At 70.1% G+C, this 16,138-nt stretch carries 14 protein-coding genes (1 of these 14 running past the window's edge); 5 read left to right on the top strand and 9 right to left on the bottom strand.

Features of this window, described 5'->3' with window-relative positions; genetic code table 11:
* Positions 1-482, bottom strand: the 5' portion of a protein-coding gene (locus tag ACFU8W_RS10255) for a serine hydrolase domain-containing protein (protein WP_384034409.1). 340 nt of this gene lie to the left of the window's left edge; only the first 482 of its 822 coding nucleotides appear in the window; it begins with the start codon at positions 480-482; its stop codon lies off the left edge, out of view.
* Positions 483-599: 117 nt separating this feature from the next.
* Here ACFU8W_RS10255 and ACFU8W_RS10250 point away from each other — a divergent pair, with 117 nt between their 5' ends.
* On the top strand, positions 600-1,061 hold the full coding sequence (locus ACFU8W_RS10250) for a MerR family transcriptional regulator (RefSeq protein ID WP_266986019.1): 462 nt from the start codon (positions 600-602) through the stop codon (positions 1,059-1,061).
* Positions 1,061-2,074, top strand: coding sequence for an aldo/keto reductase (locus ACFU8W_RS10245; RefSeq protein WP_384034405.1), 1,014 nt, complete (start codon positions 1,061-1,063; stop codon positions 2,072-2,074). The genes ACFU8W_RS10250 and ACFU8W_RS10245 overlap by 1 nt, the downstream gene beginning before the upstream one ends.
* A 73-nt stretch (positions 2,075-2,147) precedes the next feature.
* On the opposite strand, the gene ACFU8W_RS10240 is transcribed toward ACFU8W_RS10245, so the two are convergent.
* From ACFU8W_RS10240 to ACFU8W_RS10210, 7 genes are all read right to left on the bottom strand, one after another.
* Positions 2,148-3,356: an acyltransferase gene (locus ACFU8W_RS10240; protein WP_384034402.1), complete on the bottom strand. Its 1,209-nt coding sequence runs from the start codon at positions 3,354-3,356 to the stop codon at positions 2,148-2,150.
* Positions 3,353-4,399 (bottom strand): alpha/beta hydrolase, encoded by a 1,047-nt coding sequence (locus ACFU8W_RS10235; protein WP_384034399.1) that lies wholly within the window; start codon positions 4,397-4,399, stop codon positions 3,353-3,355. The genes ACFU8W_RS10240 and ACFU8W_RS10235 overlap by 4 nt, the downstream gene beginning before the upstream one ends.
* A 239-nt stretch (positions 4,400-4,638) precedes the next feature.
* Positions 4,639-5,331 (bottom strand): response regulator, encoded by a 693-nt coding sequence (locus tag ACFU8W_RS10230; RefSeq protein WP_384034396.1) that lies wholly within the window; start codon positions 5,329-5,331, stop codon positions 4,639-4,641.
* A complete protein-coding gene (locus ACFU8W_RS10225; RefSeq protein ID WP_384034393.1) occupies positions 5,328-6,650 on the bottom strand; it encodes a sensor histidine kinase in 1,323 nt (440 codons plus the stop codon). Before ACFU8W_RS10225 ends, ACFU8W_RS10230 begins: the two co-directional genes overlap by 4 nt.
* A 145-nt stretch (positions 6,651-6,795) precedes the next feature.
* Positions 6,796-7,755 carry a DUF4429 domain-containing protein gene (locus ACFU8W_RS10220; protein WP_384034390.1) on the bottom strand — a complete coding sequence of 320 codons (960 nt, stop codon included), beginning with the start codon at positions 7,753-7,755 and terminating at the stop codon, positions 6,796-6,798.
* Positions 7,756-7,840: 85 nt separating this feature from the next.
* Positions 7,841-9,052 carry an alpha/beta hydrolase gene (locus tag ACFU8W_RS10215; RefSeq protein ID WP_384034388.1) on the bottom strand — a complete coding sequence of 404 codons (1,212 nt, stop codon included), beginning with the start codon at positions 9,050-9,052 and terminating at the stop codon, positions 7,841-7,843.
* 191 nt (positions 9,053-9,243) lie between these two features.
* The gene (locus tag ACFU8W_RS10210) at positions 9,244-9,972 is read right to left on the bottom strand and encodes a TetR family transcriptional regulator (RefSeq protein WP_384034385.1); all 729 of its coding nucleotides are present in this window, start codon (positions 9,970-9,972) and stop codon (positions 9,244-9,246) included.
* 116 nt (positions 9,973-10,088) lie between these two features.
* On the opposite strand from ACFU8W_RS10210, the gene ACFU8W_RS10205 reads away from it, so the two are divergent.
* Both ACFU8W_RS10205 and ACFU8W_RS10200 read left to right on the top strand, forming a co-directional pair.
* On the top strand, positions 10,089-11,699 hold the full coding sequence (locus ACFU8W_RS10205; protein ID WP_384034382.1) for an MFS transporter: 1,611 nt from the start codon (positions 10,089-10,091) through the stop codon (positions 11,697-11,699).
* Between the two features lie 197 nt (positions 11,700-11,896).
* The gene (locus ACFU8W_RS10200) at positions 11,897-12,319 is read left to right on the top strand and encodes a peptidase inhibitor family I36 protein (RefSeq protein ID WP_384034379.1); all 423 of its coding nucleotides are present in this window, start codon (positions 11,897-11,899) and stop codon (positions 12,317-12,319) included.
* A gap of 56 nt (positions 12,320-12,375) precedes the next feature.
* Here the strand turns inward: ACFU8W_RS10200 and aceE are convergent, their stop codons facing one another.
* Positions 12,376-15,108 (bottom strand): pyruvate dehydrogenase (acetyl-transferring), homodimeric type, encoded by a 2,733-nt coding sequence (gene aceE, locus ACFU8W_RS10195; protein WP_384034376.1) that lies wholly within the window; start codon positions 15,106-15,108, stop codon positions 12,376-12,378.
* 482 nt (positions 15,109-15,590) lie between these two features.
* Here aceE and ACFU8W_RS10190 point away from each other — a divergent pair, with 482 nt between their 5' ends.
* Positions 15,591-16,028: a DUF3052 domain-containing protein gene (locus ACFU8W_RS10190; protein ID WP_037696857.1), complete on the top strand. Its 438-nt coding sequence runs from the start codon at positions 15,591-15,593 to the stop codon at positions 16,026-16,028.
* Positions 16,029-16,138: the final 110 nt, after the last annotated feature.

The raw sequence follows: 16,138 nt of genomic DNA, 5'->3' as shown, positions 1-16,138 counted from the left end.
ACCTCCGCCGCGAACCGCACCAGGTCGTCGACGGTCGAGACGCCGTCCCGGGCGGGCGAGCCGTCCAGCGTGGTCGACGCCATGCCCAGCGGCTCCAGCACCGCCTGGCGCACATACTCCGGGAACGGGATGTCGGTGGCCTTGGCGATATGGTCGCCGAGCACTTCGAAGCCCGCGTTGGAGTAGAGCCGCCGGGTGCCCGGAGCGGCTGTCGCCCGGTGCTCGTCGAAGGCGAGCCCGCTGGTGTGCGCGAGCAGGTGCCGGACGGTGGAACCCTCGGGCCCGGCCGGCTCGTCGAGCTCGACCGCGCCCTCCTCGTACGCCACGAGCGCCGCATAGGCCGCGATCGGCTTGGTGACGGAGGCGAGCGGAAAACGGTGCGAGGTCGGGCCGTGCGCACCGACGACGGTGCCGTCCGCTCGTACGACGGCCGCCGCCGCGGTGGGGACGGGCCAGTTGTCGATCATCGCCAGGCTCTGCATACCTATGAGCCTAAAGGGCCGTCCTGCACGGCTCGGAGGGGGTGGCCCGGCCGCCACCGAAACCCGTCGCCGTTTGTGCTTGCTTCGAGTGCACTCCAAGGTTCTAGCGTGGAGGTCATGACGGTGATGGAGAGCACTTCCGTAAAGACGGACGCATGCGCATCGGCACCCAGGGCGCATCCGCGCCCCGAGGGCCAGGACCGCTACACCATCAGTGAGGTCGCCGCCTTCACCGGGCTCACCGCGCACACTCTGCGCTGGTACGAGCGGATCGGGCTGATGCCGCACGTCGACCGTTCGCACACCGGTCAGCGCCGCTTCACCAACCGCGACCTGGACTGGCTGGCCTTCGTCTCCAAACTGCGGCTGACCGGAATGCCGGTCGCCGACATGGTCCGGTACGCGGAGCTGCTGCGCGAGGGCGAGCACACCTTCGAGGAACGGCAGGAGCTGCTGGAGGCGACCCGCCGCGACGTGAAGACGCGGATCGCGGAGCTCCAGGACACCCTCGCCGTCCTCGACCACAAGATCGACTTCTATGCGAGTGCCCGACGGGCGCCGGAAAGGCCCTGTGCCTGATGACTGACGACAAGATCACCACCGTGGAGCTCGGAAACGGCGGCCCGCAGGTCGGCGTGCAGGGACTCGGCTGCATGGGCATGAGCGAGTTCTACGGGGACACCGATGAGTCCGCCGCGCGCGAGACGCTGGAGACGGCGCTGGCGGCGGGCGTCACCCTCTTCGACACCGCAGACGTGTACGGTCGTGGCGCCAACGAGACGTTCCTGGCGCCGTTCGTCGCGGCGCACCGGGGCGAGATCACCCTCGCCACGAAGTTCGCCATAGAGCGGACCGACGACCCGCAGTACCGGGGCGTGCGCAATGACCCCGCGTACATCCGCCAGGCCGTCGAGGACAGCCTGCGCCGGCTGAACACCGATGTCATCGACCTGTACTACATGCACCGCCGCGACCCGGCAGTCCCGCTGGCCGAGTCCGTCGGCGCGATGGCCGAGCTGGTGCAGCAGGGCAAGGTCAACCAGCTCGGGCTGAGCGAGGTCACCGGCGCGGAGCTGCGCGAGGCGTACGCCGTGCACCCGATCGCCGCCCTGCAGTCCGAGTGGTCGCTCTTCAGCCGGGACGTCGAGCGCAGCGCCGTGCCCGCCGCGGTCGAGCTCGGGGTGACCTTCGTGCCGTACTCGCCGCTCGGTCGGGGCTTTTTGACCGGGGCGTTCACGGACGCGGCCAAGGACCTGTCGGACGGCGACTTCCGGAAGTACCAGCCGCGCTTCACCGGCGACAACGCGAAGACGAACGCCGCCCTGCTGGAGCCCGTCCACAAGATCGCGGCGGCGCACGGGGCGTCGGCCGCGCAGGTGGCGCTCGCCTGGGTCCAGCAGCGGGCCCAGGTGCACGGCCTGAACGTGGTGCCGATCCCGGGCACCCGCAAGAGCAGCCGGCTGCTGGAGAACGTGGCCGCCACCCGGCTCACGCTGACCACGGAGGAGCTGGCACTGCTGGAGCCGATCGCCGGGCAGGTGGCGGGGGACCGGTACCCGGACATGAGCTCGACGTCCGCGGCGCGCGAGTAGTCGTTTCCGGGCGGCCGGGGCGCCCGGCAATCGCCCGGCCCTCGAGCGCCGGACGGGCTGGGTGTGCGCCGCCCTACGCGATCCCCAGCGCGAACACGGCGAAGCCCGCCGCGAGCAGCCCCGCCGCTGCCCGGCGGGCGTTCGCCGCCCGCGTTCCGGCCTGCCACGGTGCCTCGAAACGGCGCGCGTACCGGGCGATGAGCACCAGCAGCCCGGCGAACACCGGCATCCACGCCAGCCGTGCCAGGACCCAGCCGATCGTGTCCGGCCCCGTCGTCAGCCCGGGCACCGCACCGGCGAAGGACGCCGGGACGGCCGCGGCCAGCATCGCCGTCTGGTGCCAGCACAGGATCGTCATCGCGGACAGATTGATGACGACGACGGGCGCCCACACCGGCGGACGGCGCAGCAGCCGGCCGATCCGGTCGCGCAGCAGGATCGCCGCACCGCTCTGCGCGGCGGCCAGGGCGAGGACCAGCAGCGACGGCGGATGCGAATTGGTGCGTGCCTCGCCCGGCACGCCGACCATCGACGCCGGGTAGTGGAAGGCGAGCAGCAGCGCGGCGAACAGCACGGTCCCGCCGACGAGCAGGAGCCGGGCGCCCCGCTTCCCGATCCGGCCCTCGGCCCACGACACCCCGAGCTGGTACGCGAAGAGCCAGCCCGGAAGGATGTTCAGCACGCTCAGCCAGGACGGCATCGCCTCGGCGTACGGTCCGTAGCGCAGGAAGTCGACGGCGGCGACCGCCCCGAGCAGTGGCGCGGCCGCCCAGCCGCCCAGCCGCCGCGCGATCCGCAGGCAGTACGGGGTGAGGGCGGTGACCACCGTGTACACCCCGACGAACCAGAGTGGCTGGATCACCAGCGTCGACCCGGTCCGCAGCGTGTCACCGGGTACCCCGAGCGTGTACAGCACGGGGATCATCGCCGCCCAGACAGCGGTCACCCCCAGCACCGGCCTGCCCAGCCTGGCCATCCGCCCGCGCAGCCAGGCTGCGGTGGTGGACTTCCTGCGCCGGTACGAGAGCACGGAGGCGTACCCGCCGACCAGGAAGAAGATGCCGAGCATCTGGAGGATCCAGCTGACCGGGGCGAGGAATCCGAAGGCGGAGAGCGGGCTGGCGTTGTGAAGTGCGCCGGCGTTGTCCAGCCGGAAGCCGCCGAGCAGCCAGTGCCCGGTGGGCACGGCGAGCAGGGCGAGGGCGCGCAGTCCGTCGACGGCACGGTCGCGGTTTGCGGGGGTACGGGCGTCGATCCGGGCCGCAAGATGCTTCAGGCTCATCGGCCCGCCCCTTGCGCGATGGCCGCGAAGGCGCGCAGTGAGTCGGTGCCGGGGGCGAAGTAGCCGGTGTGGCCGTGCGCGTCCTCGGCGGGCACCCGACGGGCCCCGAACTCCGGATCGGCGGGATCGGGCCCGTGACCGAGCCCGGCCACCTCGACGTTCGGGACGTCGTCGATCCAGTCGGTGGCGTCCTTGGCCGCCCAGACCCGGGCGGTGGTGTGCAGATCGGCGACGTCGTCGGCGCGCATGCCGGGCGAGCCGAGGACGACCAGGTCGCTGACGTGGAGCCGGGATGCGGCGAGACCGCACACGACGGACCCGTAACTGTGGCAGAACACGGCGGGTTCGTTGATCCTGTCGGCGGCCAGCCCGTCCGCGAACCGGGTCAGCCGGTCGGCGCCCGCCTCTGCGAGCGAACCGGTCGCAGCATCGACCCCGACGCCGACGGGAGTGGTGTAACCGGCCCAGGCGATCACCGCACTGCCCGTCCCGGTCTCCGCGTACAGCGACTTCGCCATGCCGGCCGGAGTGCCGTACACGTCATGCGTACGGTCGAAGGTTCCGGCGTCGATGTCCGAACCCGGCACCACGACGGAGACCCGGCTCGCGGTCCTCAGGTCCCCGAACACCTCGGCGACCTGTCCGCGCCCGCGCGGATCGAAGGCCAGGATCTGCCGTCCGCGATCGACGCCCAGATGCGCGTACCGGGGATCGTGACCGGCCTGCAGGGAAAGGGCGTTGGCGCGGTAGCGCAACTCGACGGGCACCCCGTCGAGATTGCCGACGACCGATGGATGCCGCACGACCAGCTGCTGCCGCTCGTCCTTGCTCAACCCCCGGAAGAATTGAGCTACTTGGGCGGGCGTGGACCGCTCCGGATCCGGCAGCTTCCGCCCCAGCACACGATCCGACCGCCATGCGGCACTCCCGGGCGGCGGCCCTGTCACGGCCTGCTGTGCATTCCCGGACACCCAGCCGGCGCTCCCGGCCACCACGGTGGTCGCCAGTGCGACCGCGACCAGAGTCCTCGCGTAACGGCGCATCTCGCCCTCCCTCTTCGGCTCGTGCACGCCGTTCGGCGCGACGGGAGGGAAGGTAGGAAGAGGATGGGTGAGAGGGCGTCACACCGGGGAGCCACGTTCGCAGTGGTACCGGGGTAGGGGGTGTACCGGGGGAATTCCCCACCTCACGCGGTCGTTCGAGCCGGCTCGGGGCTGATTGGCCCACTCACGCCCGCCGCGCATGCTCGGGCCTGTCCTGCCCGGTCAGGCCGTGCCCGCCCCTACTCGCCCGGCGTCACCAACCCCGACTCGTACGCAAAGATCACCGCCTGCGCCCGATCCCGCAGATCGAGCTTGGCCAGCACCCGTCCGATATGCGTCTTCACCGTCTGCTCGGCCAGCACCAGCCGCCCAGCGATCTCCTGGTTGGACAGCCCCCGGGCAATCAGCTCCAACACCTCCGTCTCCCGCGGCGTCAGCCCGTTCAGCCGCAGAGCGACGGCATTGCTCCGCCCGCCCACACCGCTTCCGCCCCGCCGTTGCCGCGCGAAGTCCGCGATCAGCCGTCGCGTCACGGACGGCGCCAGCAGCGCCTCGCCCGCCGCCACCACCCGTACCGCCGAGATGAGATCGGCGGGCGGCGCGTCCTTCAGCAGGAACCCGGACGCCCCGGCGCGCAGCGCCTCGTACACGTAGTCGTCCACGTCGAAGGTGGTGAGCATCAGCACCTTCGGCCGGTGGACCGCCCCCACCGGCGGGTTCAGCAGCTCACGCGCGGCCGCGAGGCCGTCCATCTCCGGCATCCGCACATCCATCAGCACCACGTCCGGATGGACGTTCCGGCTGACCTCGATCCCCTGCCGCCCGTCCGGCGCCTCGCCCACCACATCGATGTCGCTCTGCGCCGACAGCAGCGCCGCGAACCCCGCCCGCACCATGGCCTGGTCGTCGACGATGATCACGCGGATGGTCACAGGTCCTCCAGGGACGAGGGGGAGGCGGGCGACAGCGGCAGCCGTGCGGCCACCCGGAACCCGCCGTCGGGCAGCGGCCCGGTGTCGAGGGTGCCGCCGGTCAACCGTACGCGTTCGCGCATCCCGACCAGCCCGTGTCCGGTCCCCGTCGGCTCCAGCGGCGAACCGGGCCGTTCCGCCCGGTCGTTGGCGACCACCACGGTCAGATGCTCGCCGTCCGACGCGATCGACACCCGGGTCCGCGCTCCCGGCGCATGCCGGACCACGTTGGCCAGCGCCTCCTGCACGATCCGGTACGCGGACAGGTCCACCGTCTGCGGTACGTCGCCCAGGTCCGCGGCGAGCGACAACTCCGCAGGCAGCCCCGCCCGTACCGTCGCCTCGACCAACTGCTGCAGCCGGTCGAGCCCCGGCTGCGGCGCCCGTTCGCCCTCCGTTCCGTCGCTGCGCAGCACCACGAGCAGCCGCCGCATCTCGGCAAGCGACTCCCGGGCGCTCGCCGCGATCGAGCCGAACTCCTCGACCGCCTCCTCGGACAGCCCGCTGATCCGGTACGGGGCGGAGTCGGCCTGCACCGTGATCACCGACATGTGGTGCGCGACCACATCGTGCAGCTCACGGGCGATTCTGGTGCGTTCCTCCAGCAGGGTCCGCTGCGCCCGCTCCGCCTCGCTGATGGTCTCCTGTTCGGCCAGCCGCCGTTGCGCGTCGCCCCGTTCCCGCACCGCCGCGGCGATCACCAGCACCACCGCGCCGAGAACGGGCAGCAGCAGGGCGCTGCCGTTGCTGCGCCCGGGCGAGATCACATGCAGCACCACACCGGCGGCTCCCGTGGCCAGCCAGACGGCGATCGAGGTCCGGCGGGTCTCGCGCAGCCCCAGGGCGAGGAGCAGGAAGAGATACCCGACGATGGCGGGTGGTGTCCACGGCCAGACGGTGTACGTCGCCACCGGATACCCCAGGAGCACCAGGGCACCGATGATGTCGGCGGGGAAGACGATCCACCACGCCTGCAACGGCCGGTGCGCCAGCATCAGCAGGGGCGCAGCCTGGGCGACACCGAGGGCGCCCGCCACGCCTCCGGGCACCCCGTACTCCGAGATCAGGAAGTTGATCGTGACCGGGATGAGGGTGGCGGCGAGGACGAGGACGACACCGTACGGGAGCAGCCGCTGCCACGGTCTCGGGGCGTCGGCGAACAGCGGAGTCGGAGGGTGGGACGCGTGGGTCAGCCCGTGGGCCACCTCGCGCAGATTGCGGCGGGCTGCGCTGAGCAGGCCGTCGGCGGGTGGCGGGGGCTGGGGAGAGGAAGTCGGCATGGCCCGATCAGCGTAGGCAGCGGACCTGCCGCGCGGCGTCATACCGGGGTCTCGATCAGGGCCCGGCGCCCCGTACGGGGGTACTACGTGCCCGCCCCTCACGGCCTCCCCACGACAAGGAATGGGGGAGACCGTCGGCCCGCCGCTACAGCTCCGCGAGCAGTTGGGCCTTCTTCGCGCTGAACTCGTCGTCCGTCACGAGTCCCGCCCGGTGCAGCTCCCCGAGGTGCCGGATCCGCTCGGCGATGTCCGCCGGATCGCGGCGCCCCGCGCCTGCCAGGACGGCGGTTGCCGCCACGGGTGCGGACTGGTTCCTGCGTACGGACTCCAGGACGGCGGCGGCGAACGGCAGCGACTCGTGCACCGGGCCGTAGCCGAGTCCGAAGATCACCGCGGCCGGGTCCTGATCGGCCTGGGTGGGCCGCGGGGATATGGCCTGCGGACCGGGTGCGGTGTCCGTACGGGGCGCCCCGCCCTCCGCGGCCGCAGCTGCTTCCGCGTCCGCCAGGGAACTTGCACTCCCGGCGCCTCGCGGGACCAGCCGCAGGTAGCCGTCGAACGCCTCGGGCGACCGCCACTCGACCCCGCTCAACTCGGTGACCGGAAACGTCTGGTCGCCCGCTTTCCACTTCGCCGTGGAGGCACCCGTCCAGAACCAGCGGAAGGAGATCCGGTCCCCGTCGAAGCTGGCCCGGCCGTCGTACGCCTTGAACTGCATCGGCGCCTCGGGGGCCGCGACCATGAAACGTTCGGCGGGCTCCCCCGCGTCCGCTCCGAGCAGTGCGCGCAGCTCGTCCGCGTAGTACTCGGCGAGCGTCTCGCGTTCGGCGGGCAGCACCAGCCGGTACGGATCGCAGCCCTCTTTCAGCTGCCCTGCCGCAGCCTCGAGCAGGGGATCGGCACCGGGTCTCGGCACCGCATGCAGTACCACCGTGCCCCGCTTGCCCGGGTTCAGCGTCACCGACGACAACGCCGCGTGCGGAATGCGGCGTTCACGCAGGCTCTGGAAGAGCTTCGGCGTGCGAATACCCCGTTCGAAGCGGATGAGCACGGAGTCGGTGTCGAACTCCCAGGCGGCATGAATTCCGGCCAGCACATCACCCATGTGCCTCATCGTATGCGGCACTTGCCCGCACGTCCCCCCTCGGCGTATGCCGCAATTCATGCTCCCCTGCGGCTCTTTACGCGCGTCACATGTCTTCGGCGCCGGAAATTCCCTTGTGACAGGCCCTGTCGGCGCTCGCACAGGTCACCGAGCCGTAGGCACCCACGCCGATGGCGGCGAAGTTGCTGAGGCTCTCGGTGCCCGGCACGAAATAGCCGCTGTGCCCGTTGGCATCGCCCGCAGAGACGACACGCGCACCGAAGCCCCGGTCCACCGGATCGGCCCCGTGGCCGAGCCCGCCGACCTCCATGTTCGGTACGTCCTCGATCCAGTCGTTGCGGTCCCGCATCGCCCAGACCGCGGCCGAGGTGTGCAGCTGCGCGGCACGCCGCACCCGCATGCCGGGGCTGCCCGCGACCGCGATGTCGGTGACCCGGGACGGCAGTTCTCCCGCGGCGACACCGCACAGCACGGACCCGTAGCTGTGACAGAACAGCGAGACCTTCGACGTGCCGGGCAGCGCGCCGACGAGCGCGTTCAGCCGGACCGCGCCGCGCTCGGCGAGGTTTCCCAGGGCCGCGTCCATACCGATGCCGGCGGGCGCGGTGTAGTCCGCCCAGGCGATGACGGCGGTCCGCGTGCCGGGGCGGGCGGCGCGCTCCGCCGCGTACAGCGACTTCGCCATGCCGACGGGGGCGGCGTTGACCTTCGGCCCGGTCCGCTCCAGCGTCAGCAGATTGGTGTCGACACCGGGCACGACCACCGAGATCCGCTCGGCCTTGTCCAGGTCACCGAACACCTCGGCGGCGTGGCCCTTTCCGGACGGGTCGAAGGCCAGGAAATGCCGACCGTGGGCCAGCATCGACCGGAAGCGCTCCATCCGGCGCAGCGCGTCGGCGCGGCCGTCCGGGGAGAGCCTGACGTCGTGCATGCGCCGCCGCTCGACCGCCCGCGCCTGAACCAGGGCCCGCCGGTTGGCGCGGTAGCGCAGGGTGACCGGGGCGCCGTTCAAATTGCCGACGACCAACGGGTACCTGTCGGCGAGCGCGGTCCGCTGCGCGGCGGTGAGCGTGGCGAAGAACTGCGCCAGCCGGTAGGGCGGTGCATCGGCGTCCGGCAGCGGGTGACCCGCTATCCGGCCCCGCGCCCAGGAGGCGAGTGCGATGTCGCGTGGCTCGTGGGAGGGTTGGTGACGTACCGCTGTCCAGCCGGTGGTCGCCAGCATCACGAACACGACCGCGACGGCGAGCAGCGCGCGCCATGCGGTGAGCGTGGGGGAGGAGTCGAAGGAAGTCACTCCGGCCCACATTAGGAGACGCGCGACGGCCACCGTGAAGCGGGTGACACACATCACTCTCCTGCAGGGAATTGGAGCTGGTTTCCCTCACGCTCCGTGCGCGCTTCCGGTACGCTCCGACGGATTTCGTGCCGCTCCCGTCTCGCACGGGTCGGTTGTGGTACGGCAGTTGTGAAGTCCGTCATGTTCCGTCATGAGGCGTTCGGCACATGACGGGGGCGGGGCTGTCGGGCGGAAGGCGCAGGCCCTGCGGTCACGGGTTCGACCGGCGCATGCCAGTTCCCCGCGAGCGCCGGGCCCAGTTGGTCCAGATAGTTCTCGGTCAGCGCGCGCAGCGACTCCATGCTCGTGTCCCGCCCATGCCCCCACAGCTGCCCGGTCACCCGCATCACCCCGGAGAACGCGGCGACGGCGACCCGCGGTCGCGGATCCGTCCGGATGTCGAGGCCCTCGCGCCCGGCGATCACCTCGGCTATCTCGGTCTCCAGGTCGATGCTGCGCCGCAGGTGGGCCGCGAGCAGGGAAGGGGTCGACTCGATCATCCGGTAGGTACGCATGTGGAGTTCGACCGTGACGGTCTCCTCGATCGCCTCACCGATACTGTTCCAGGCGCACAGGACCGCACTGCGCATGGCCTCGAAAGGGGCTTCCTCGGCGGGCCGTTGGCGCAGCTCGGAGAGGAAGCGCGACTCCACCATCTCCTGGACGGCGAAGGCGGTCTCCTCCTTGCTGGCGAAATAGCGGAAGAAGGTGCGCTGGGAGACCTCGACGGCGTCGACGATCTCGTCGACGGTGGTCTCGTCGTACCCCTGGGTGGTGAAGAGCTCGAGGGCGGCATGCAGCAGGGCGTCCCGGGTGCGTCGCTTCTTGCGTTCGCGCAGCCCGGTCGGTTGCTCTGCGGCGCGCCGGCCATCGGTCACTGAGCGATCCTCTTTCGGTCTCTTTGTCCAGCTCAGGGTACCTGTGAGCTACGTGACAGTTACCGGCTTGTGAAATGGTTTGTCAACTGTCAGCGGCTGACACTAATCTCCCCGGCATGACTAGTCAGACCACCGCAGAAAAGGCGTTGCGGGAGCCGCAGAGCACCCCTGCTCCCGCCCCGGCCAAGGGGCTGCGCGGCCACCCCTGGCTGACGCTCTTCTCCGTGGCCATCGGCGTGATGATGGTCGCGCTCGACGGCACGATCGTCGCGATCGCCAACCCCGCCATCCAGCAGGACCTGCACGCCTCGCTCGCCGACGTCCAGTGGATCACCAACGGCTACATGCTCGCACTCGCGGTCTCCTTGATCACCGCGGGCAAGCTCGGTGACCGGTTCGGCCACCGCCAGACCTTCCTGATCGGCGTCGTGGGCTTCGCCGCGGCATCGGGAGCCATCGGATTCTCCAGCAGCGTGGCCCTGGTCATCGCGTTCCGGGTGCTGCAGGGCCTTTTCGGCGCTCTGCTGATGCCGGCCGCGCTCGGCCTGCTGCGCGCCACCTTCCCGGCCGAGAAGCTGAACATGGCGATCGGTATCTGGGGCATGGTCATCGGCGCCTCGACGGCGGGCGGTCCGATCCTCGGCGGCGTCCTCGTCGAGCACGTCAGCTGGCAGTCCGTCTTCTTCATCAACGTGCCGGTCGGAGTGATCGCGCTTCTGCTCGGCGTGGTGATCCTCAAGGACCACCGCGCCGAGAACGCGCCGCGCTCCTTCGACATCGGCGGCATCGTGCTGCTGTCGCAGGCGATGTTCTGCCTGATCTGGGCGCTCATCAAGGGTGCGGAGTGGGGCTGGGGCGACTTCAGGACGCTCGGCTTCCTGGGGGCGGCCGTGGCCCTGTTCGTGGTGTTCGCCCTCTCCCAGAAGAACGTCAGGGAGCCGCTGATCCCGCTGGCGATGTTCCGCTCGGTGCCGCTGTCCGCGGGTGTGGTCCTGATGGTGCTGATGGCGTTCGCCTTCATGGGCGGACTCTTCTTCGTCACCTTCTACCTGCAGAACGTGCACGGCATGAAGGCCGTCGACGCGGGCCTGCACCTGCTGCCGCTGACCGGGATGATGATCGTCGGCTCCCCGCTCGCCGGCCTGCTGATCACCAAGCTCGGCCCGCGCGTCCCGCTCGTCGGCGGCATGGTGTGCACCGCGGTCGCCATGTTCGGGATGTCCCAGCTGGACACCGGCACCGGCACCCTGACCATGTCCATCTGGTTCGGCCTGCTCGGCCTCGGCCTCGCCCCGGTGATGGTCGGCGCCACCGAGGTCATCGTGGGCAACGCCCCGATGGAGCTCTCCGGCGTCGCGGGCGGTCTGCAGCAGGCCGCCATGCAGGTCGGCGGCAGCCTCGGTACGGCGGTGCTGGGTGCGGTCATGGCCTCGCAGGTCGACGCGAAGCTCGCTGACAACTGGGCTGCCGCGGAGCTTCCGCCGCTCTCGCCGCAGCAGCTGGACCAGGCGTCCTCGGCCGTCGAGGTCGGGATCCCGCCGGTGGCGTCCGGCACGCCGGGTCCGGTCGCGGAGAAGATCACGAGCGTCGCGCATGACACGTTCGTGTCGGGCATGGGCACGGCCTTCATGGTCGCCGGCGTGGTCGCGGTGATCGCGGCGCTGGTCGCCACGCTCACCAAGCGCGGTGCGAATGCGGAGGCGGGCGCGGGCGCGGGCCACATCTGAGTCCGCCGCCGGCCCTCGCCGACTCCTCGCGCCGAGGAGCCCCGAGCGTCAACACAGCGCCCACGACAGCCCCGTCGGACCCCTCCGGCGGGGCTGTCGCCTATCCGGGTGGTCCGGCCCCGCGCCCCTTCCCGTGGCGCTGCCCCGCAGGTCAGGGTGCGTGCAAGTGATCCACACCACCACGGGGGTTGACTGATATGCGTACGACTGCGCTTGCCGCCGTACTGACCGCCACCGCGCTCATCCCGCCGGCCGTACAGGCCTCAGAGACCGCACCGGCCACACAGACCACCCGCACCACGCAGGTCGCATCGGCTCCGCGGGCCGCGCCGGTCCGGCTCGGGGCGTGCGGGACGGGGCAGCTCTGCCTCTGGGGGAAGCCTGACTTCACCGGGGCCCGGCAGGTCCACGAACTGTCCGCCATCGACATCGAAAGCTGTGTCCCGTTGCCACCGGCCGGCCAGGCCCAGGCGCTCGCCAACCGCACCGGCCGCCCCGTCACCACCTATCAGTCGGCGGAGTGCGCCGAGACCGGCGAGTTCGAGACCTATCCGGGCGGTGGCACCTGGGTGCCGCAGTCCCCGTACCAGGTCAGGGCCTTCAAAGTCTGGGAGAACTGACGCCGAAGGGCGGCGGACCAGGAGGTCCGCCGCCCTTCGGATCTGTCCCGTCGTGCCTACGCGTCGCCGCCGGCCGCGCCCGGGTCGGCCGCGGTCACGTCCATGAGTTCGTACCGGTCGATCGCCTGCTTCAGCAGCGAACGGTCGACCCGTCCCTCCTTCGCGAGCTCGGTGAGCACCGCGAGGACGATCGACTGCGCGTCGATGTGGAAGTACCGGCGGGCCGCGCCACGCGTGTCGGCGAAGCCGAAGCCGTCCGCGCCCAGCGACTGGTACGCACCGGGAACCCAGCGCGCGATCTGGTCCGGCACCGAACGCATCCAGTCCGAAACCGCCACGAACGGGCCCTCGGAGCCGGAGAGCTTCCGGGTCACGTACGGGACGCGCTGCTCCTCCTCCGGGTGCAGCAGGTTGTACCGCTCCACCTCGACGGCCTCGCGGCGCAGCTCGTTCCAGGAGGTCGCCGACCAGACGTCCGCCTTCACGTTCCACTCGTCGGCGAGGATCCGCTGCGCCTCGACCGCCCACGGGACCGCCACACCGGACGCCATGATCTGGGCCGGGATCATGCCCTTCTCGCCGCTCCTGAAGCGGTAGACGCCCTTGAGGATGCCCTCGACGTCCACGTTCTCCGGCTCGGCCGGGTGCTGGATCGGCTCGTTGTAGACGGTGAGGTAGTAGAAGACGTCCTCGCTGTTCTCGCCGTACATCCTGCGCAGACCGTCCTTGACGATGTGCGCGATCTCGTAGCTGAACGCGGGGTCGTACGCCACACAGCCGGGGTTCGTCGAGGCGAGCAGCTGCGAGTGGCCGTCCGCGTGCTGCAGACCCTCACCGGTCAGCGTCGTGCGACCGGCGGTCGCACCCAGCACGAAGCCGCGTGCGAGCTGGTCGGCCATCTGCCAGAACTGGTCACCGGTGCGCTGGAAACCGAACATCGAGTAGAAGACGTACACCGGGATCAGCGGCTCGCCGTGCGTGGCGTACGCCGAACCCGCGGCGATCAGCGACGCCGTGCAACCCGCCTCGGAGATGCCGTCGTGCAGCATCTGACCGGTCGGCGACTCCTTGTACGCGAGCAGCAGATCGCGGTCCACTGCCTCGTACTGCTGACCCAGCGGGTTGTAGATTTTCGCGCTCGGGAAGAACGCGTCCATGCCGAAGGTGCGGTACTCGTCGGGTGCGATCAGCACGAAACGCTTGCCGATCTCCTTGTCCCGCATGAGGTCCTTCAGGATGCGGACGAACGCCATGGTCGTGGCGATCGACTGCTGACCCGAACCCTTCTTCGCGGTCGCGTACGTCTTGTCCTCGGGGAGAACCAGCGGCTTCGCGCGCACCACACGGGTCGGGACATATCCGCCCAGACTCTTGCGGCGGTCGTGCATGTACTGGATCTCTTCCGAGTTGCGGCCCGGGTGGTAGTACGGCGGGTAGCCCTCGTCCAGCTGCTTGTCCGTGATCGGGATGTGCAGCCGGTCGCGGAACCGCTTGAGGTCCTCGACCGTGAGCTTCTTCATCTGGTGGGTCGCGTTGCGGCCCTCGAAGTTCGGGCCCAGGGTCCAGCCCTTGACCGTCTGCGCGAGGATCACCGTCGGCTGGCCCTTGTGGGCCTTGGCCGCCGCGTACGCCGCGTAGACCTTCCTGTGGTCGTGACCGCCCCGGCCCAGGTGCAGGATCTGGTCGTCGGTCATGTCCTTGACCATGTCGCGCAGCCGCGGGTCGTCCCCGAAGAAGTGCTCACGGATGTACGAGCCCGACTCGGTGGCGTACGTCTGGAACTGGCCGTCCGGCGTGGTGTTCAGCTTGTTGACCAGGATGCCCGTGCGGTCCTGCGCCAGCAGCGGGTCCCAGGAGCGGTCCCAGACCAGTTTGATGACGTTCCAGCCGGCACCGCGGAACTGCGACTCCAGCTCCTGGATGATCTTGCCGTTGCCGCGCACCGGACCGTCGAGGCGCTGCAGGTTGCAGTTGACCACGAAGGTCAGGTTGTCCAGGCCCTCACGGGCGGCGATGGAGAGCTGGCCCAGCGACTCGGGCTCGTCCATCTCGCCGTCGCCCAGGTATGCCCAGACGTGGGACCGGGAGGTGTCGGCGATGCCGCGCGCCTCCATGTAGCGGTTCATCCGGGCCTGGTAGATCGCGCCGAGCGGACCGAGGCCCATCGAGACGGTCGGGAACTCCCAGAAGTCCGGCATCAGCCGCGGGTGCGGGTAGCTGGACAGGCCGTTCGGCGCCTTCGACTTCTCCTGGCGGAAGGCGTCGAGCTGTGCCTCGTTCAGCCGGTCGAGCAGGAACGCGCGGGCGTAGATACCGGGGGAGGCGTGCCCCTGGAAGAAGATCTGGTCGCCGCCCAGACCGTCGTCCTTGCCCCGGAAGAAGTGGTTGAAGCCCACGTCGTACAGCGAGGCGGAGGAGGCGAACGTGGCGATGTGACCGCCGACGCCGATACCCGGGCGCTGGGCGCGCGACACCATCACGGCCGCGTTCCAGCGGGTCGCGTTGAGGACCTTGCGCTCGATCTCCTCGTCGCCGGGGAAGAACGGCTCGTCCTTCGTGGCGATCGTGTTCACGTAGTCCGTACTGCGCATCTCCGGCACGGCGACGCGCTTCTCTCGCGCGCGCTCGATGAGCCGGAGCATCAGGTAGCGGGCCCGCTCACGGCCGCGCTCGTCGACGGCGGCGTCGAGGGAGTCGAGCCATTCCTGGGTCTCCTCGGGATCGAAGTCCGGGACCTGGCTCGGAAGGCCGCCAATGATGATCGGGTTGCGATCGGATCCGGAAGCCACGCTGTTCCTTCGCTGTTCGGTGCTGCTCTACGGGGCCTGGTTTCGGGAGGCACGCCCCCGGGATGTATGCATGTACGCCAGCACCATCGTGTACCGCGACGACGCATACGTCATCTCTACCGAGGGGTAACCATCAGGTGGTGAGACATCATGTCCGGTGTGCCAGGGCGGCCCGGACAGACGGGTTGGATCAAACCGCAACCATACGCCCAACCCGTCCAAGCGTTCCCAAAGGCTGTTCGAATCCGATTGGCGGACCGAAACGGCATAAGCTGTGGAAGGACGTAAAGGGTGTGGACGGCCGTGTGGAGCCCAGTCGGGGACCTGCCGATCGTGCGGCGACGTGGCAGGAAACGTCACCGTTTAGGCGGTCTCGCGCGCTGGGTACTTGCGCGATCCGCCGCGCCCGTGTGGACTACGGCCAACGCCCCGCGCACGCGCGTGGCTGAAGCATTTTCCGAAACATGATCAGGAGGCAACCCGTGAGCGCGACCGCGGACCACGCGGAGGAACGGACCAACTCGGCTGCACGGCTGGGGTTCGAGCCCGGACAGGTGGTCCAGGAGATCGGCTACGACGACGACGTCGAGCAGGAGCTCCGTGAGGGCATTGAGGCCACTACCGGCCAGGAACTCGTCGATGAGGACTACGACGACGTCGCTGACGTCGTCCTGCTGTGGTTCCGCGACGAGGACGGCGACCTTACGGACGCGCTGGTGGATGCCATTGGTCTGATCGACGAAGGCGGTGTGATCTGGCTGATGACGCCGAAGACCGGCCGCGAAGGCTACGTCGAGCCGAGCGATATCAACGAGGCCGGCCAGACAGCCGGTCTTTCCCAGACCAAGAGCATCAATGCGGGCAAGGACTGGACGGGCAGCCGTCTGGTCACCCCGAAGTCGGCCAAAGCCAGGCGCTGAACCGCACTCACCACGAGGCCCCCGCCGGTCGTGCACCGGCGGGGGTCTTCGTATGCCCGTTCACATGTTCCCCGCCCGCGCACATCCCTGTCCGCGGGCCCGCCGAGGTT

This window comes from Streptomyces sp. NPDC057565, assembly GCF_042801455.1.
Lineage (GTDB): Bacteria > Actinomycetota > Actinomycetes > Streptomycetales > Streptomycetaceae > Streptomyces > Streptomyces yanii.
This window is presented reverse-complemented; position numbering and strand designations above follow the sequence as displayed.